18 protein-coding genes are annotated in these 17,678 nt (G+C 71.1%); 13 read left to right on the top strand and 5 right to left on the bottom strand.

Features of this window, described 5'->3' with window-relative positions; genetic code table 11:
* Nucleotides 1-36 precede the first annotated feature (36 nt).
* The 11 genes from EJC51_RS03545 to EJC51_RS03495 all read left to right on the top strand — a co-directional run bounded on the left by EJC51_RS03545 (nt 37) and on the right by EJC51_RS03495 (nt 10,623).
* Nucleotides 37-1,599, top strand: a complete 1,563-nt coding sequence (locus EJC51_RS03545) for a sugar ABC transporter ATP-binding protein (protein ID WP_126269639.1) — start codon at nt 37-39, stop codon at nt 1,597-1,599.
* Nucleotides 1,592-2,635 (top strand): ABC transporter permease, encoded by a 1,044-nt coding sequence (locus EJC51_RS03540; protein WP_126269638.1) that lies wholly within the window; start codon nt 1,592-1,594, stop codon nt 2,633-2,635. The genes EJC51_RS03545 and EJC51_RS03540 overlap by 8 nt, the downstream gene beginning before the upstream one ends.
* Nucleotides 2,636-2,728: 93 nt before the next feature.
* On the top strand, nt 2,729-4,063 hold the full coding sequence (locus EJC51_RS03535; RefSeq protein WP_126269637.1) for an L-fuconate dehydratase: 1,335 nt from the start codon (nt 2,729-2,731) through the stop codon (nt 4,061-4,063).
* Nucleotides 4,056-4,958 (top strand): amidohydrolase family protein, encoded by a 903-nt coding sequence (locus EJC51_RS03530; protein ID WP_126269636.1) that lies wholly within the window; start codon nt 4,056-4,058, stop codon nt 4,956-4,958. Before EJC51_RS03535 ends, EJC51_RS03530 begins: the two co-directional genes overlap by 8 nt.
* A complete protein-coding gene (locus EJC51_RS03525; RefSeq protein WP_126269635.1) occupies nt 4,949-5,386 on the top strand; it encodes an RbsD/FucU domain-containing protein in 438 nt (145 codons plus the stop codon). Before EJC51_RS03530 ends, EJC51_RS03525 begins: the two co-directional genes overlap by 10 nt.
* Nucleotides 5,383-6,426 carry a zinc-dependent alcohol dehydrogenase gene (locus EJC51_RS03520; RefSeq protein ID WP_126269634.1) on the top strand — a complete coding sequence of 348 codons (1,044 nt, stop codon included), beginning with the start codon at nt 5,383-5,385 and terminating at the stop codon, nt 6,424-6,426. Before EJC51_RS03525 ends, EJC51_RS03520 begins: the two co-directional genes overlap by 4 nt.
* Nucleotides 6,423-7,184 carry an SDR family oxidoreductase gene (locus EJC51_RS03515; RefSeq protein ID WP_126269633.1) on the top strand — a complete coding sequence of 254 codons (762 nt, stop codon included), beginning with the start codon at nt 6,423-6,425 and terminating at the stop codon, nt 7,182-7,184. Before EJC51_RS03520 ends, EJC51_RS03515 begins: the two co-directional genes overlap by 4 nt.
* 41 nt (nt 7,185-7,225) lie before the next feature.
* On the top strand, nt 7,226-7,813 hold the full coding sequence (locus tag EJC51_RS03510) for a bifunctional 4-hydroxy-2-oxoglutarate aldolase/2-dehydro-3-deoxy-phosphogluconate aldolase (RefSeq protein ID WP_425276836.1): 588 nt from the start codon (nt 7,226-7,228) through the stop codon (nt 7,811-7,813).
* Nucleotides 7,810-8,847, top strand: a complete 1,038-nt coding sequence (locus tag EJC51_RS03505) for a sugar kinase (RefSeq protein WP_126269631.1) — start codon at nt 7,810-7,812, stop codon at nt 8,845-8,847. The genes EJC51_RS03510 and EJC51_RS03505 overlap by 4 nt, the downstream gene beginning before the upstream one ends.
* A gap of 34 nt (nt 8,848-8,881) precedes the next feature.
* Complete coding sequence (locus EJC51_RS03500) at nt 8,882-9,895, top strand: aldo/keto reductase (protein ID WP_126269630.1); 1,014 nt, start codon at nt 8,882-8,884, stop codon at nt 9,893-9,895.
* Nucleotides 9,886-10,623: a FadR/GntR family transcriptional regulator gene (locus EJC51_RS03495; RefSeq protein WP_126269629.1), complete on the top strand. Its 738-nt coding sequence runs from the start codon at nt 9,886-9,888 to the stop codon at nt 10,621-10,623. Before EJC51_RS03500 ends, EJC51_RS03495 begins: the two co-directional genes overlap by 10 nt.
* Nucleotides 10,624-10,649: 26 nt before the next feature.
* On the opposite strand, the gene EJC51_RS03490 is transcribed toward EJC51_RS03495, so the two are convergent.
* From EJC51_RS03490 to EJC51_RS03480, 3 genes are all read right to left on the bottom strand, one after another.
* A complete protein-coding gene (locus EJC51_RS03490; RefSeq protein WP_126269628.1) occupies nt 10,650-11,756 on the bottom strand; it encodes a ricin-type beta-trefoil lectin domain protein in 1,107 nt (368 codons plus the stop codon).
* A gap of 79 nt (nt 11,757-11,835) precedes the next feature.
* Nucleotides 11,836-13,248 (bottom strand): non-reducing end alpha-L-arabinofuranosidase family hydrolase, encoded by a 1,413-nt coding sequence (locus EJC51_RS03485; protein ID WP_126269627.1) that lies wholly within the window; start codon nt 13,246-13,248, stop codon nt 11,836-11,838.
* A 795-nt stretch (nt 13,249-14,043) separates the two neighbouring features.
* A complete protein-coding gene (locus EJC51_RS03480; RefSeq protein ID WP_166682819.1) occupies nt 14,044-14,376 on the bottom strand; it encodes an SCO0607 family lipoprotein in 333 nt (110 codons plus the stop codon).
* A gap of 349 nt (nt 14,377-14,725) precedes the next feature.
* Here EJC51_RS03480 and EJC51_RS03475 point away from each other — a divergent pair, with 349 nt between their 5' ends.
* Nucleotides 14,726-15,301, top strand: coding sequence for a snapalysin family zinc-dependent metalloprotease (locus EJC51_RS03475; protein ID WP_126269626.1), 576 nt, complete (start codon nt 14,726-14,728; stop codon nt 15,299-15,301).
* 315 nt (nt 15,302-15,616) lie between these two features.
* The gene (locus EJC51_RS03470) at nt 15,617-16,054 is read left to right on the top strand and encodes a hypothetical protein (protein ID WP_126269625.1); all 438 of its coding nucleotides are present in this window, start codon (nt 15,617-15,619) and stop codon (nt 16,052-16,054) included.
* Between the two features lie 25 nt (nt 16,055-16,079).
* Here EJC51_RS03470 and EJC51_RS03465 read toward each other — a convergent pair whose 3' ends face one another.
* Together EJC51_RS03465 and EJC51_RS03460 are read right to left on the bottom strand one after the other, a co-directional pair.
* Entirely contained in the window at nt 16,080-16,409 is a 330-nt protein-coding gene (locus EJC51_RS03465) for a TfoX/Sxy family protein (protein ID WP_126269624.1), read from the bottom strand.
* Nucleotides 16,410-16,450: 41 nt separating this feature from the next.
* Nucleotides 16,451-17,509: a PucR family transcriptional regulator gene (locus EJC51_RS03460; protein WP_126269623.1), complete on the bottom strand. Its 1,059-nt coding sequence runs from the start codon at nt 17,507-17,509 to the stop codon at nt 16,451-16,453.
* Between the last annotated feature and the right edge of the window lie 169 nt (nt 17,510-17,678).

Genomic DNA, 17,678 nt, shown 5'->3' with positions numbered 1-17,678 from the left:
CTGAACCCAACGGCTATCCAACACAAGGCGGTTGCGATGAGTGACGGGGAGCGAACAGCCACCCCCGCGCCCGCCCCGGCGGACGACGGCCAGGCCCACGCGGGCCTGCCCGTCGTCGAAGCGGCGGGCATAGTCAAGCGATACGGTCCGACGGTGGCTCTCAACGGCGCCGGGATCACCATCAGGCCCGGCGAGACCCACGCGCTCGTCGGCCGCAACGGAGCGGGCAAGTCGACCCTGGTGTCCGTCCTCACCGGACTCCAGGCCGCCGACGAGGGAACGGTCACCTTCGGCGGCAGCCCCGCACCACGGCTCGCCGACCGCGACGCCTGGCGCCGGCGGGTGGCGTGCGTCTACCAGAAGTCGACGATCATCCCCACGCTGACCGTGGCCGAGAACCTCTTCCTGAACCGGCACGATCGCGCCCGCGGCCCGCTGATCAGCTGGCAGGGGGTGCGCCGCCGGGCACAGGAGCTGCTGTCGACGTGGTCGGTGGACGTGGATCCGCAGACCCCGGCCGGTGACCTCAGCGTGGAGCAGCGGCAGTTCGTGGAGATCGCCCGGGCCCTGTCCTTCGGCGCCCGGTTCATCATCCTCGACGAGCCGACCGCCCAGCTCGACGGCGCGGCCATCAACCGGCTCTTCGACCGCATCCGTGACCTCCAACGGCAGGGCGTGACCTTCCTGTTCATCAGTCACCACCTCCAGGAGGTCTACGAGATCTGCGACATGGTGACCGTGTTCCGGGACGCCCGGCACATCGTGACCGCGCCGGTCGCCGAGCTCCCCCGTACCGAACTCGTCGCCGCCATGACCGGCGAGGCCGCCGCCGACAGCCGCGAGGAACGGGCGAGTTCACTGGACGCCGGTGCCACGGCGGCCCTCGGCGTCAGCGGCCTGGAGGGCGAGACCTATCAAGGTGTCACATTCCAGGTGGGCGCCGGAGAGATCGTCGGCCTCGCGGGGGCCGCGGGCAGCGGCCGGACCGAGGTCGCCGAGACCGTCGTAGGACTGCGGGCGCCCACGGCGGGGGAGGTGGAGATCGCCGGCAACCGGCCCCGGCTCGGCAGCGTGCCGGCCGCGCTCGCCGCCGGCGCCGGGTTCGTCCCGCAGGACCGGCACCATCAGGGCTTCGTCCCCGACATGTCGATCGCCGACAACGCCACCCTGTCGGTGCCCAAGAAGCTGGGCAACAACGGGTTCCTGAGCCGCAGTCGCCGCGACCGGCTCGCCGAAGGCATGATCGAGCACCTGGCGATCAAGACTCCCGGCCCCGACCTGCCCGTCTCCGCCCTGTCCGGCGGCAACCAGCAGAAGGTGGTCATGGCCCGCGCCCTGGCCGACGACCCGAAGCTGCTGGTCCTGATCAACCCGACCGCGGGCGTGGACGTGCGCTCCAAGGAGTTCCTCCTCGGCAAGGTCGAGGAGACCGCGGAAACCGGCACCGGAGTGCTCATCGCCTCCGACGAACTCGACGACCTGCGCATGTGCGACCGGGTCCTGGTGATGTTCCAGGGCCGAGTGACCTCAGAGATCGCCCGCGGCTGGCACGACCACGACCTCGTGGCCGCGATGGAAGGAGTGGACCTGCATGCCTGAGACCGTCGTCGCGGACACCGCCGCCAAAGCCCCGGATGCCCCGCGGCCCAAGCACGCCGCACTGTTCGGCGGCCGGATACCCCTGGCCCGACTGCGCGACCTCGCGCTCGTCCCGGCCATCGTGGTCATCGCCGTCGTCGGACAGATCGTCAACCCCGTCTTCCTCCAGACCGACAACCTCATCAACGTCCTCCAGACCATGTCCGAGATCGCCCTGCTGGTCCTCGCCCAGACCATGGTCCTGATCGTCGGGAAGATGGACCTGTCGCTGGAGTCCACCATGGGCCTCGCGCCCGGTGTCGCGGCCTGGCTGGTGGTGCCGACCGGCGCGACCCACGGCCTCGGACTGCTCCCCGGCGCATTGGCCATTCCCATCACCCTCGCCGTGGGCGCGCTCATCGGTGTGATCAACGCCCTGCTCATCATCCGCTTCGGCCTCAACGGGTTCATCGTCACCCTGGGCATGCTGATCGTCGTGCGCGGCGTCCTCACCGGCATCTCCGGCGGCCAGACCTTCTTCCAGCTGCCGGAGTCGATGCTCTACCTCGGCACCGCACAGTGGCTCGGCATGCCCGCCTCGATCTGGATCTGCCTGGCGCTGTTCGCCGTCGCGATCGTCGTCCTCGGCTGGACGAGCTTCGGACGCTCGCTGTACGCCATCGGCGGCAACGTCGACGCGGCCAAGGCCGCCGGCATCCGCACCGACCGGGTGCTGTGGATCGTCATCGTCACCGGCAGCGTGCTCGCCGCCCTCGCCGGACTGCTGCTCTCCGGCCGACTGGCCTCCGTCGCCTCGGCACAGGGCAACGGCTACATCTTCACCGTGTTCGCGGCCGCCGTCATCGGCGGGATCAGCCTCAACGGCGGCAAAGGCACCATGTTCGGCGCGTTCTGCGGCATCCTGCTGCTCTTCATGATCCAGAACGTGCTGACCCTGGGCGGCGTCCCCGCCCAGTGGATCGGCGCCCTCAACGGCCTGATCATCCTCGTCGCCCTCGCCATCTCCCGCATCACCGGCGGCAAAGTCCAGGAGTGACCCGGGCGGCCGTCGCCGGCCGCCCGCCCTCCGCCGTACCGCCGTCTCGTCGCACGGGCCGTACCAGCCCCTGCTCTTCCAGGAGTTGCCGCCATGTCATCCGCCCTGTCCTCCTCTCCTTCCTCAGCCCGCATCACCGCCCTGGACGTCCTGGACGTACGGTTCCCGACGTCCGAGCACCTGGACGGGTCGGACGCGATGAACCCCGAACCCGACTACTCCGCCGCCTACGTGGTCCTGCGCACCGACGCCGGCGACGGACTGGAGGGCCACGCCCTGGCGTTCACCACCGGCCGCGGCAACGATGTCCAGGCCGCCGCCATCGCGGCCCTCGCCCCGCATGTGGTGGGCCTGTCGGTCCACGAGGTCTGCGCCGACCTCGGCGCGTTCTCCAACTCCCTCGTCCACGACCCCCAACTGCGCTGGCTCGGCCCGGAGAAGGGCGCCATCCACATGGCGACCGGCGCCGTCGTCAACGCCGCCTGGGACCTCGCCGCCAAGCGGGCCGGCAAGCCCGTGTGGCGGTTCCTCGCCGAGATGTCGCCCGAAGAGCTCGTCGCCCAGGTCGACTTCCGCTGGCTGTCCGACGCCCTCACCCCCGAAGACGCCCTGGAGATCCTGCGCCACGCCGAACCCGGCCGCGCCGAGCGCACCGCCCAGCTCCTCGAGAAGGGCTACCCCGCCTACACCACCACCCCCGGCTGGCTCGGCTACTCCGACGAGAAGCTCGCCCGCCTGGCCCGCGAGGCCGTCGCCGACGGCTTCACCCAGATCAAGCTGAAGGTCGGCGCGGACCTGGAGGACGACGTACGGCGCATGCGCACCGCCCGCGAGACGGTCGGCGACGGCATCCGCATCGCGGTGGACGCCAACCAGCGGTGGGACGTCCAGCCCGCCATCGACTGGATGAGCGCCCTGGCCCCCTACCAGCCGTACTGGATCGAGGAGCCCACCTCACCCGACGACATCCTCGGCCACGCCGCCGTACGCAAGGCCGTCAGCCCCATCAAGGTCGCCACCGGCGAGCACATCGCCAACCGGGTCGTCTTCAAGCAGCTCCTCCAGGCCGGCGCGGTGGACATCGTCCAGATCGACTCCGCGCGGGTCGGCGGCGTCAACGAGAACATCGCGATCCTGCTCCTCGCCGCGAAGTTCGGCGTCCCGGTCTGCCCGCACGCCGGCGGAGTGGGCCTGTGCGAGATGGTCCAGCACCTGTCGATGTTCGACTACGTCGCCGTCTCCGGCACCACCGAGGACCGCGTCATCGAGTACGTCGACCATCTGCACGAGCACTTCGTCGACCCGGTACGCATCGTCGACGGCCACTACCTCGCGCCGACGCTGCCCGGACTGAGCGCGCAGATGCACGCCGCCTCGCTCAAGGAGTACGCCTACCCCGGCGGCCCCGTCTGGACCGCCCGTGCCTGACGCACAGGCCCTCGTCGACGCCCACCACCACGTCTGGGACCTGGAGGTGCGGCCACAGCCCTGGCTGGACGAGCCCGCCCACGACCCGATCCGCCGCACGTTCAGCGCGCACGCCCTGCGATCGGCCGCGACCCGGCCGATCGCCGGACGGCGACTGACCAGCACGGTGGTCGTCCAGTGCATCGCGTCCGTGCCCGAGACCCGCGACCTGCTCGCACTGGCGGACAGCGATCCGCTGATCGGCGCCGTCGTCGGCTGGGCGGACCTGACGTCACCCGCGATCGGTGACGTACTCGACGACCTGCGCAGCGGGAACGCGGGCGGCTACCTGCGGGCCGTACGGCACCTCGTACAGGCCGAGTCGGACCCGCACTGGCTCCAACGACCCGACGTCGAGCGCGGGTTGCGGGCGGTCGGGGAGCGCGGCCTGGGATACGACGTTCTGATCGGCCCCCACCAGCTTCCGCAGGCGATCCGCCTCGCGCAGCGGCTCCCCGAGCTGCCGCTGGTCCTGGACCACGCGGGCAAGCCCCCCATCGCACGGCGGGAACTGGCCGATTGGGAACAGCAGTTGCGGGCGCTGGCCCGGCACTCCCAAGTCCGCTGCAAGGTCTCGGGACTGATCACCGAGGCCGACCACGAGAAGTGGACGGTCGACGACATCCGCCCGGTGTGGGACGTGCTGCTCTCCGCCTTCGGTCCCGACCGGCTGATGTTCGGTTCCGACTGGCCGGTGGCGAACCTCGCGGGCGGATGGAACCGCTGGGCCGCCACCGTCGACGAACTCCTCACCGGCTGTTCCGCCACCGAGATCCACGCGGTGCTCGTCGGCACCGCCACCACCTTCTACCGCCTGACCCCCGCCCCCACGAAGGAGGGGACCGAATGCTTCTGACGGAACTGCTCCACCCCGGCATCCTCGAAGCCCTGGCCGGGGCCGGCCACGGGGCCCGTGTCCTGCTCGCCGACGGTCACTACCCGGCCAGCACCGCCACCGGCGGGCGTGCCAGGACCGTCCACCTCAACCTCGCCCCCGGCCTGCTGGACGTCACCACCGTCCTCGACGTCCTGCTGCGCGCCCTGCCCGTCGAGGCCGCCCAGGTGATGGTGCCGCCCGAGGGCGAACCGGAGCCTCCGGCCATCGCGGACTACCGCAAGAGGCTGGCGCCCGTCCCGGTCGACACGCTGGGGCGCTACGAGTTCTACGACGCCGCCCGCTCGCCCGACCTGGCGCTGGCCGTCGTCACCGCCGACACCCGTACCTACGCCAACCTGCTGCTGACGATCGGCGTCCGCGCTGAAGGGACCCTGACCACACGATGACTCTCGCCGTCCGTTACACGTCCGCCCGCACCCTGGACACGGCTCCCGCGGTTGATGTGCCGCCCGGTCCCGGTGAGGTGGAGTTGGCCCCTGCCTATGTCGGTATCTGCGGCACCGATCTGCACATCTTCCACGGCGACATGGACGCGCGGGTGGCCGCGCCGGCTGTGTTGGGGCATGAGATGTCCGGCCGGATCGTGCGGGTGGGCGCCGGGGTGGAGGGCTGGGCGCCCGGGGACGCGGTGACCGTGATGCCGCTGCGCTGGGACGACACCTGCCCGGCCTGCCGCGCCGGTCATCAGCATGTGTGCCAGCACCTGGACTTCATCGGGATCGACTCGCCGGGCGCGATGCAGCAGCGCTGGACGGTGCCGGCCGCCACGCTCATCCGGCTGCCCGGCTCGCTGCCTCTGGACCGGGCCGCGCTGGTGGAGCCCACCGCGGTGGCCGTGCACGACGTGGGCCGGGCGCGGGTCGTCTCGGGCGAGAAGGTCGTGGTGGTCGGCGGCGGGCCGGTCGGCATCCTGATCGCGCTGGTCGCCCGCGCGGCCGGCGCGGAGGTGCGGGTGGTGGAGCTCAGCGCCCACCGGCGGCTGCTGGCAGGGGAGTTGGGGCTGACCGCCTGGGACCCGGCCGCGGACGACATCGGCGCCCTGGTGGCCGCATGGACCCAGGACGCGGGCGCGGATGTCGCGTTCGAGGTGTCCGGTGCGGCCGGTGGCGTGGACACCGCCGTCGATGTCCTGGGTGTGCGCGGCCGGTTGTGCCTGGTCGCGATCCACCCCCGTCCCCGCGAGGTGAACCTGCACCGCTTCTTCTGGCGCGAACTCACCCTCGTCGGGGCCCGGTTGTACGACCGCTCCGACTTCGAGTACGCCGTGGCCCTGGTCGCCGACGGCACGATCCCGGCCGACCGGCTGATCAGCAAGGTCGTGCCGCTCACCCAGGCACCGGCCGCGTTCGAGGCGCTGGAGGGCGGCGGAGACGTGATGAAGATCCTCGTGGACTGCACCGACACCCTTGAGGGAGCCACCGCATGACCGCCTTCGACCTCACCGGGAAGCTCGCCGTGGTCACCGGCGCCCGCCGCGGCATCGGCCGGGCCATGGCCCGCGCGCTCGCCGACGCCGGCGCGGACGTCATCGGGGTGAGCGCCTCGCTGGAGGAGTCCGGCAGCGCGGTGGAGAAGGACGTCACCGCCGCGGGCCGCACCTTCGAGGCGATCCGCACCGACTTCGCGGACCCCGAGGCCGTACGTGCCTTGGGCGCCGACCTCGCCGGACGGGAGCGTCCGGTGGACATCCTGGTCAACAACGCGGGCACGATCCGCCGCGCCCCGGCCGCCGAACACACCGACGCGGACTGGGAGTTGGTGCTCCAGGTCAATCTGAGCGCGCAGTTCGCGCTGACCCGGGCCGTCGGCGCCACGATGGTGGCCCGCGGCCAGGGCAAGGTCATCTTCACGGCGTCGTTGCTCAGCTTCCAGGGCGGGATCACTGTCCCCGGCTACACCGCCGCCAAGCACGGCGTCGCCGGTCTCACCAAGGCGCTGGCCAACGAATGGGCCCCGCACGGCGTGAACGTCAACGCGATCGCGCCGGGCTACATCGCCACCGACAACACCCAGGCCCTCCAGGACGACCCGGTGCGCAGCAAGGCGATCCTGGACCGTATCCCGGCCGGCCGCTGGGGCAGCGCCGACGACCTCGCCGGCGCCACCGTGTTCCTGGCGTCGGACGCGGCCGCCTACGTCCACGGCGTCACCCTGCCCGTCGACGGCGGATGGCTCGGCCGGTGAGTGACAGCGACCTGGCCTCCGTGCTCGGCGGTGCCCGTGTGATGCCGGTCCTCACGGTGCCGTCCGTCTCGACCGCCGGCCGGCTGGCCGACGCGCTCGCGGCGGGCGGCGCACGGTGTGCCGAGGTCACCTTCCGCACCCCGGACGCCGAGCAGGTGCTCAAGGAGATGGCCGACCACGGCGGGCTCACGGTCGGCGCCGGCACGGTTCTCACGGCCGCACAGGCGGAGCGGGCCGTGGCGGCCGGGGCCCGCTTCGTGGTCTCGCCCGGCTTCGACGAGGAGGTCGTCGCCACGTGCCGCGAGCTCGGGGTGCCCGTCGTGCCCGGCGTCGCCACCGCGACCGAGTTGATGCGCGCGCTCAAGGCAGGCCTGGACACCGTCAAGCTCTTCCCCGCCGAGTCGCTCGGCGGGGTGCGCACACTGCGTGCGCTCGCGGCCCCGTTCCCCGGGACGCGGTTCGTGCCGACCGGCGGGATCGCTGCCGCCCAGCTGTCCGGTTATCTGGCCGAGCCCGCGGTCCTCGCCGTCGGCGGCAGCTGGATGGCCACCACCGATCACCTCGGCCGGGGTGACTACGAGGAGATCCGCCGGCTGACCGCCGACGCGGTGAACAGGAGCACGACATGACCGACGTGGTGGCGCTCGGTGAGGTGATGCTGCGCTTCGATCCGGGCGAGGGACGCATCCGTACCGCCCGCACCTTCCAGGTGTGGGAGGGCGGCGGCGAGTACAACGTCGTCCGCGGCCTACGCCGCTGCTTCGGACTGCGCACCGCGGTCGTGACCGCGCTCGCCGACAACGCGGTGGGCCGGCTGGTGGAGGACCTGATCCTCCAGGGCGGCGTCGACACCTCGCTGATCCGCTGGGTGCCCGACGACGGCATCGGCCGCGGCGCCCGCAACGGCCTCAACTTCGTCGAGCGCGGCTACGGCATCCGCGGCGCCCTCGGCGTCAGCGACCGCGCCCACACCGCCGTCTCCCAGCTGCGCAAGGGGGACGTCGACTGGGAGGCGGTCTTCTCGGCCGGCGTGCGCTGGTTCCACACCGGCGGCATCTTCGCCGGCCTGTCGGACACCACCGTCGACGTCGCCGACGAGGCCATGGCGGCCGCGCGTCGGCACGGCGTCACCGTGTCCTACGACCCCAACTACCGCCCCAGCCTCTGGACCGGCCGCGGCGGCGCGGAGGCGGCCCGCGAGGTCGACCTGCGCCTGGCCCGGCACGCCGACGTCGTGGTGGGCGCCCTCGGCCTGGCCGGGACGTGTCCGGGCGACGTGCGGGTCGCTGCCGACGAGGTACCCGACGCCCTGGCCTGCGTCGCCGTCCTCCTGCCCGAAGCGAAGGTACTGGCGACGACGCTGCGCGAGGTGCCCTCGGCCGGGGTGAACGACTGGTCCTCGGCCGCGTGGTCCGTCGACACCGGCGTCATCACCGGCCCCCGCATGCCCGGCCTGCACGTCCTGGACCGCATCGGCTCCGGCGACGCCTTCGCCGCCGGCCTCATCCACGGCCTGCTCACCGGCGTCGGCCTCCAGCAGGCCCTGGCCTACGGCACCGCCCACGGCGCCCTCGTCATGACCACCCCCGGAGACGTCTCCATGGCCACCCTCGCCGAGGTCGAGGCACTCCTCGCGGGCGGCTCGGCCCACGTCAGACGCTGACGGCGCCCCATCGCACGTATCCCAGGAGCACGTCTTGCAGCAGCGGAAGATCCCTCACACGTCGGTCTCCCTCACCGAGCTCGGCTTCGGCGCGTCCGTGATCGGCAACCTCTACCGCGTCACCCCGGCCGACGACGCCACGGCCGCCGTCGACGCGGCCTGGCAGGCCGGCATACGGTACTTCGACACCGCACCCCACTACGGCCTCGGCCTTTCCGAACACCGCCTGGGCGCCGCCCTGCGGGACCGCCCGCGCGAGGAGTACGTCATCTCCTCCAAGGTGGGCAGGCTCCTCGTCCCCAACGAGGAGCCGCGCGGCGTCGACACCGAGGGCTTCGTCGTACGGGACGACCTGCGCCGCCAGTGGGACTTCAGCCGCGACGGCGTCCTGCGCTCCGTCGAGGAGACGCTCACGCGCACCGGCCTGGACCGCCTCGACGTCGTCTATCTGCACGACCCCGACGACCACTGGCGCCAAGCCGCCGAAGAGGCCATGCCCGCCCTCGCCGAGCTGCGCGACCAGGGTGTGATCGGCGCGATCGGCGCGGGCATGAACCAGTCGGCCATGCTGGCCCGCTTCCTGCGCGAGACCGCCGCCGACATCGTCATGCTCGCCGGCCGCTACACCCTCCTGGACCAGTCCGCTCTGGACGACGTCCTGCCCGCCGCACGGGAACTCGGCAAGAGCGTGGTGGCCGTCGGTGTGTTCAACTCCGGACTGCTCTCCCGCGACCGGCCCGCCGAAGGCATGAGATACGACTACCAGGACGCCCCACCGGAACTGGTCGCCCGGGCCCGGGCCATCGCCGACGTCTGCGAGGCGTACGGGACCACCCTCCCCGCCGCCGCGATCGCCTTCCCGGACACCCACCCCAGTATCATCAACGTCACCCTCGGCATGCGGACCGCTGAACAGGTCGTACGGAACGTGAAACTCAAGGATCAGCGCGTACCTGACGGTCTCTGGCAAGATCTCCGTACTCAGGGGCTGATCAGGTCGGACGTGCTCGCCGGGCACGGTGGGGGGAGGGATGCCCAATGTCTCTGACGGACAAGGCCATCGAGCAGATCCGTGAGCTGATCCGGACCGGTGCCCTGCCGCCGGGCTCGAAGCTGCCGCCGGAGCCGGACCTGGCGGCTCAGCTGGGACTGTCGCGCAATCTCGCCCGGGAAGCGGTCAAGGCGCTGGCCGTCGCGCGCGTCCTGGAAGTCCGGCGAGGCGACGGCACCTATGTGACCAGCCTCCAGCCGAGCCTGCTGTTGGAGGGGCTCGGTGGTGCGGTGGACCTCTTGCAGGGCGACGCGGCCGCCTTGCAGGACCTCATGGAGGTACGCCGGCTCCTGGAACCGGTCGCCACGGCGCTTGCCGCGACCCGGATCTCCGAGGACCAGCTGGCCGAGGTGAAGCGGCATCTGGACGCCATGCGCGAGGCCCGCGACGACGTCGAACAGCTCAACGTCCACGACGCAGCATTCCACCGGGCCGTGGTCTCGGCCACCGGCAACGAAAGCCTCCTCACCCTCCTCGAAGGGATCTCCGGCCGCACCCTGCGGGCCCGCATCTGGCGTGGTCTGGTCGACGACCGGGCCGCGGGCCGCACGCTCGCGGAGCACGAGGCGATCTTCAACGCCCTGTCCACGCGCGATGCCACCCTCAGTCAGGCCGCGGCACTGATGCACGTGAGCAACACCGAGCAGTGGCTGCGGGTGCACCTGAGCTCCGGGGAAGCCGGTCCGACGTCTGCCGTCCCACGCGTCGCCTCTCCCGGGGCCTGAGCCGCCTCAGGCCCCGGGAGGCGGGTTCATCCGGCGGTCAGAGTGGTCCACTTCTGGTTGGAACCGCCGTTGCAGTCCCACAGCACGAGCTGTGTGCCGTCCGTCGTCGAGCCGCCCGGCACATCGAGGCAGCGGCCGGAGGCGGGGTTGCGGTAGCCGCCGTTGTAGGGCTGCCAGACCTGGTTGGCGCCGCCATGGCAGGACCAGAGCTGCACCTTGGTGCCGTTGGCGGTGGCCCCGCCGGCGGCGTCGAGGCACTTGCCCATGGAGCGCAGCGTGCCGTCGGTGTAGGCCGACCAGTACTGGTTGGCGCTGTCGGCGCAGCTCCACGTCTGGACGGCGGTCCCGTCGGCGGTGGCGGCGCCGTTGACGTCCATGCACTTGCCGGCGATGCCGGACTGGATGTGCGCCGGGGCGGGGGCGGGGTTCTTCAACCACCCCGCGCTGTCCGCGGCCTGGACACCGCGGTGGAAGGCGTCGGCCATCTTCTGGTAGCCGGCGTCATTGGGATGCAGCGGATCGGCCAGGTCGGCCGTGGTCAGGCCGCTCATGTCGACGAACGCGACATGCTTGCCCGCACCCTGTGCGTCGCTGACGATCTGCCGTGTGGCCTGGTTGTACGTGCCCCGCCACTGCTCCTCCGAGCTGCTGGTGGACACCACCAGGGAGGCGACGAGGACGGTCGCGTCGGGGACGTCGGCCGTGATCTGGTTGACCAGCGACCTCAGCCGGGCGATCGCGCTGTCGACCTCGGAGGCCCCCTGGAGGTCGTTGGTGCCGATGTGCAGCGTCACCACGTTGGGCCGGTAGCGGGTCAGCGAGGCGTCGGCGAGGGCGGCGATCTGGTCGGTGCGGTATCCGGAGTGACCTTCGTTGTCGGGGTCGGACATCGAGCCGTTGCGCACCGTGCCGACGAAGTCCAGCGGGTGGCCGTCCGAGGCGAGCTGGTTCCACAGTGGACCTCGGTAGCCGTTGCCCGTGCTGCTCCCCACGCCCCAGGTGATCGAGTCGCCCAACGGCATGACCCGTAAAGGGGTGTTGGGGGCGGCGGAGGCAGGGGCTGCACCTGTCGCCGTCACCCCGAGCGTGGCGGCGACCAGGGTGAGCACGGGCAGGATCCAGGGCTTTCTCATGCGGCGTCCTCTTTGCGAGTGATAGCTGAATCAGCGGGTTGGCGGGCACGGCACCAGCAGCTGGTGCCGTGCCCGTGGGTCAGCGCTGCAGGGTGAGCAGGCCCGGCCGCCACGGCAGCAGGTTGTACGGGGTGCCCGGCGGGGTGTTGGGGGACAGCCCCTGGTAGAGGAGTTGCAGGTTGCAGGGGTCGATGGTCTTGGTCTGGTCGGGGTTGTTGCGGACCAGGTCGCCGTGGCTGATGTCGTTGGTCCAGGTGGCGCCGCTGTTGGCCTTGCCCGCGAAGGGGTTGGACTCGGTGGCGGCCTGCGGGGTCCAGGAACCGTTCAGGCTGGTGGCGGTGAAGGAACGGAAGAAGCGCTGCTCGTTCGCACCGCGCGCCTCGACGATCATCAGGTACTGGTTCTGGCCCTGGACCTTGTACACCTCCGGTGCCTCGAACAGGTTCTTCACCGTGTCGCTCATGACCGTGGTGTACGACGAGCCGAAGCTGCCCGGGAAGTTCCCGATCGGCATGCTCGCCCGGTAGATGCTGCCGTTGTCACCGGCGAAGAACAGGTACATGTTCTGGTCGTCGGCGATCAGGGTCTGGTCGATCGGGGCGGCGCCGCCCGGGAGGCTGCCGGTGAACAGCGCCTGCGGCGCGGACCAGCTGTTGGGGTTGGTGGGGTCGGTGGAGGTGCGGTAGAAGAAGGGCCACTGACCCCACTGGGACGCCAGTACCCAGATGTTCTTGGGCGCGAAGTAGATCAGGGTGGGCGCGACCGTGCCCTGGTTCATGCCGGTCTGGCCGGCCGACGCCATGTCGGACCAGTTCGTGAAGGGCGCGAAGCCCATCGAGCCGTAGGACCCGGACTGGTTGACGGTCGAGCCGTAGACCAGGTGCTTGCCGTTGTACGTCACGTTGGTGAAGTCCTTCAGCGAGACCCAGCCGTTCGCCGGCTGCGCCAGCGGGCCGGTGGAGTTCCACCGGTACGTCGACGGAAGCGAACACGTGCTGCCCGTCCCGGACAGGCCGGTCCACTTCTGGTTGCTGCCGCCGGTGCAGTTCCAGAGCTGTACCGCCGTGCCGTTGGCCGTGGCGCCGCCCGACACGTCCAGGCACAGCCCGGACTCCACGGCGACGACCGTGCCGTCGGAGTTGACCCGCCACTGCTGGTTGGTCCCGCCGTTGCAGGACCAGATCACCGGCCGGGTGCCGGCCGTGGTGGCGTGGCCGGGTACGTCGAGGCACTTGTTGCCGTACACGGTCAGCTGGTTGTTGTCGGTCAGCGTCCACTGCTGATTGGTTCCGCCATGGCAGTCCCAGATCTGCAGGTTCGTGCCGTCGGTCTGGCTGGCGCCCGGCACATCGAGACACCTGCCGGAAGCGGTGGCGCGCAAGGCGCCGCTGGTGGCGGCCTGAGCGGGGTCGGCGACGAGCGTCGCCGCCGAGGCGACCAGGGCCGCGAGCAGCACGGGCAGGTGCCTGCGGCTGAACGTACGTCTGTGCATGGGGGACCTCGTTCCTTGAGTGAGCGGTTCCCTCGCCCCGTCAGGGGCTGCTGGACAGGCGTGCTGTTGACCTTCCTCGATGTTCGAGGTATCGAACAATGGTCGACAGGCTGGGCAGACGAGAACTGAGCACAAGAGGCTCAGTCGGCAGCTGGTCCCGTCGTCCCGCTCCATCGACACGTGGGATGGATTAACGGGCATGAACGTTGCCCGTGTCTAGAGTCGTGACACAAAACACCGCCTGCGTCCGGAAGTTTGGCCGGTCGGCGCCTGGCGCCGCGTCAGACATGGGATGTCAAGCGCCGAGCTCGCCTGAGAAATGTCGAATCGCACGGCAACCCTGGGCGGTTCCTGCGGCGACTAGGAAGCATGAGACACCCAACGAACAGCGGACTGCACCGTCGGCGGTGGACCGGAGGACTCGCAGGCGGCGACGGTCGACGGCGGCGCCTATTACCGGCTGATGGTCGTGGGCGGGGGTTATGTCACCGAGCTGGTGTTCAACCCGAAGGAGAAGGTCCGGGCGCCAGTTACCAGGCACCTACGGCCGGGTGTATGTCGGAACCAATAGCCGTGGCCTGCACTACGGCAGCCCCTCGCCCTGACGCGCGACGATGCGCACGCGCCGCATGGCCGTCCGGCGGCGCGGAGCGGGTGGGGTTCGCCTACTCGCCGACGATGGAAGCCGTACTGAGTCCTCATGTGCTGATCGAGCCCAAGAACCACCCCGGCCGTCCGCGATCAGCCCCTCGCCACGGCAGGCGTCGTGGCGTCCGAACAACGGAGTCCGCGTGCCTACGGGACGTCAACTGTCTTGCCGTCTTCGTCGAGGGTGTGGGTCTCCCAGTACACGTCCCACTTGTCGCCGACCTCCTGCGGCACCCTCCCCTTGGGGTATCTGACGTATCCCGCAGAGGGTTCCTCCTTGTCCGAGACGCAGGCGGAGCCGGTCGAGCCCACGGCCAGGACGGGGTACTCACCACTGCCGCAGACGTTCTCCCGGTACTCCCAGCCCGCGCATCCAGTGAGCGCCAGAGCTGCGACCGTGCTCGCCAACACCGCGGCGATGCGGGCCTTCTGGGGCCACAGGCCGGATGTGGCGCGGCTGTCGTTGCGGGGCGTGATCATCGTGTCTCTCCTGTCGTTCGGTGTGCTTCCACTCTCGCCGCCGAGGGGCCGCCGCCTCCTGAGCCCGCGTACTCAGAGAGACCCGTGCGGATGCTCAATGTGTTGCTGGTGACGTGCGTCGTCGAGCGGTCACGCGAGTGACCGAACCGGCCAACTTCCTTTGAGGACGGGCGGTTGAAGGACAGAGTTGATGGCAGGTACATGACCGAATGGGTGTCACGGGCATACCATCGCAAGGCCTCGGAGGGGCGGTCGACGGCGTGTCCGCCCGACCGGAACACCTGTGCCGCTCCTTCGCGTACCCGGCCCCGCCGGGGCCGGAAATCCCCCCACGGATGAAGGAGCAGCAATGCCCCTCGGCACATGGCTCAAGGCAGGAACGTCTGCCACGGCGCTCGTCCTCGCCATGGCGGGCGCCGCGACCGCCGCCCCCGCGAGTGAACCGCCCACCGCCCAGGCGGCAGTGGTGACCCTTCGCTACGACGACAGCCGCGCCGGCGGCTGGGAATCGGCGATCGCGGCCGGAGTCGCCTCGTGGAACGCGAACGTGAGCAACGTCAGGCTCGTGGAAGCGGCACCCGGCGCCGGCGCCGAAATCGTGATCGTCGCCACCACGGGCTGGCCGCAGGCCACCCTCGGCCCCGTGCGTCCGGGCCGGCAGGTCCGTGTCGAACTCGGCAGCCAGGCCGTGAGCCAGGGGTACGACAAGACCCGGATCGCCGCCCACGAACTGGGCCACAGCCTCGGCCTGCCGGACACCAAACCCGGCCCCTGCTCACAACTGATGTCGGGGTCGAGCGCCGGCACGGCATGCACCAACGCCGTACCCGACGCGACCGAGAGGTCCCGCGTCCAGTCCGCCTACGCGAGTGCCGTCGCCGCGCTCCTGCGCGCTGACGGCCGGACCCTCGTCGACGCACCCTGAGCACGCTGCCCCACAGGGCGACCGCGGCCTTCCGAGGACGCGGTCGCCCTGCCCGGCAACCGGAGGTGTGTGCCGAGCAGCGCCACCGCCTGATGGAAGTGTGTGCTGCGCCGTCAGATGCGCCTCGGCGACGTCATCACCGCGCTCGCGAACGAGGTTCTCGTAGACCTTCTGGGTAGGATCCACGGGCCCCGACGGGTGGCCGTAGGTCCGGTATCCGGACACAGGGCCTGAGCCGCTCATGAGAAATCCGATCTCACTCGGTGTCTTATCGGCGCGCCGGTTCGGGCACTTGGAGCGGAAGGAACTGACAGCATGATCGAGTGGGTGTCCCTCAGCGCGGAGGCAAAGCCCGTTCCCCGACCCGTCGCCACTCGGTGGGTATGGGCCACCGCCTGCTGCGGTGCCCTGACCCTCGTGGCGCTGCACAACACCCTAATAGGCCCGGACCGCCCCGGTCCCGCCCTGGCCGCGCTGTCCTTGCTGGCCGCCCTGCTCGGCCTGTGGGCCCGTTTCACCGCGGCCCCGGGCACGGCCGTGCTCTGCTGGGTGTTCCTCAACGGCTTCGCGATTCCACCCGCCGGCACCCTCACCTGGGCCTCGTACCGGGACACCTTCTGGCTCACCTGCCTGTGCACCGCCGCCCTCGTGGGCACGGCCATGGCCCGCGTCCACCACGCCCGAGCCGCCTACCGCCGCGTCACCGAAGTCGCCGCCCCAGCCGAACCGGACCCTGAACACCGCGCTCGCTGACCGGGGCTTGTCGTCGAGCGGCGATCTACTTGGGCGGCAGGCTCGCCGCGAAGGCGCGTCCCTCGTCCAGCCAGGCACCGAGCGCGTCGTCCTCCGCGACCGCCGCCCCGTCGACCACGACCCAGCCGCGCATCGGGCGGCCGGTCATGTCGAAGACACGTGTGCCCGGCCGGGCGAGGGCGATGTCGGTCGCGTGGGGGCCGACCCGGACCATGAGGTCGTCTCCGGTGACGCCGACGGCCATGTTGCCGTCGTACAGAAACGCCACCCCGCCGAACATCCGCCTCTCGGTGACGGCCGGGTCCGCACCGAGCCGCTCCCTGATCCGCTCCGCCAACCCCTCGTCGTACGCCATCGTCGCCTCCCTCCTGTTCCACGGGCCTCGCTTCGAGCGGGTCACAGCTCCATGTTCGGCCAGTCCAGCAACCTGGCGCCGATGACGGCGGTCTGGAGCATGTAGCGGTGGGCCGGGTCGGACGGGTCGGCGCCGGTGAGCTGGTGGATGCGTTGCAGACGGTACGTCATGGCCCGCACGCTCAGCGAGAGGCGGCGGGCGGCCTCGGCGGCGACGCAGCCGGAGTCGAAGTAGGCCGTGAGGGTGTCGAGGAGGGGCTGGGCGCCCCCGCGGGCGGTGGTGAGCGGGCCGAGCGCGTTCACCACGAGGTCGGCCATGGCCTGCCGGTCCCGGGTGAGGACGGGGTAGACGAGCAGGTCGGTGGCGTGCAGGACCGGCTGGTCGAGGTCGAGACGCTCCGCCAGTTCCAGGGCTCTGAGGGCCTCTTCGTACGACTGGACGACCCCGCCGGGACCCGGCTGCGGGCGTCCGATCGCGACCCGGCCACCGTCGGTGGCGGCGTGCGCCTGCTTGGCGAAGTAGGGCAGGATCTCGTCCTCGTGGCCGGGGGCGATGCACAGGAGCCGGCCGTCCTTGGTGGTGAGCAGGACGTTGCGGTTGCCGAAGCGGGTGGTCAGGGCCTGCTCCACCTGTCGGGGCACCGCCCCGCCCTCGTTGTAGGCGGCCGGGCCCTGCGCGACGGCCACGGCGTGGGCGTGGGCCAGGCGCAGCCCGAAGCGCTCGGCACGTTCGACGAGGCGGCCCAGGCCGCTGCGGCCGTAGAGGAGGTCGTCGATGAACTCCCGGCGGGCGGCCTCCTCCTGACGTACCGCCAGGCGCTGGGCGCGTTCGTAGCCTTCGGCGAAGGCGTCGATGACCTGCTGTACGGCGGCGAGTGTGCTGTCGGCCGAGCCGGGCGCACCCGGCCAGGCGGCGCGGGCCGCCGCGAGGTGAGTGACGACCAAGGCGCGCAGACCGTGGCCGGCGTCCGCGGCCTGTTCGCCGAGTGCGCGCCGGGACTCGATCTCCGCGCGGGTGAGACGGCGGCCGGTGGCCGAGACGTCCGCCAGGATGCGGGCATAGCCGTCCAGATAGTGCTCGGGTATCTCCCGCTCCGCCACGCCGCCCCCGTAATCCTGACGCGCCGGTGACGGTTTCTTAGCGCTTCACCGGCATGCAGACCTTAGTGAACTCTGCCGGGGACCGGCAATGCGCGGGCGGACGTCGGGCGGGCATCATGACGCGAGGGGAGCACTGCGGATGGTTCCGATGCCGGGCACCGGCAGGTGT

The sequence above is a fragment of the Streptomyces aquilus genome, from assembly GCF_003955715.1.
Taxonomy (GTDB): Bacteria; Actinomycetota; Actinomycetes; order Streptomycetales; family Streptomycetaceae; genus Streptomyces; species Streptomyces aquilus.
The sequence above is the reverse complement of the archived record's forward strand: the minus strand, read 5'-3'. Positions and strand labels throughout refer to the sequence as shown.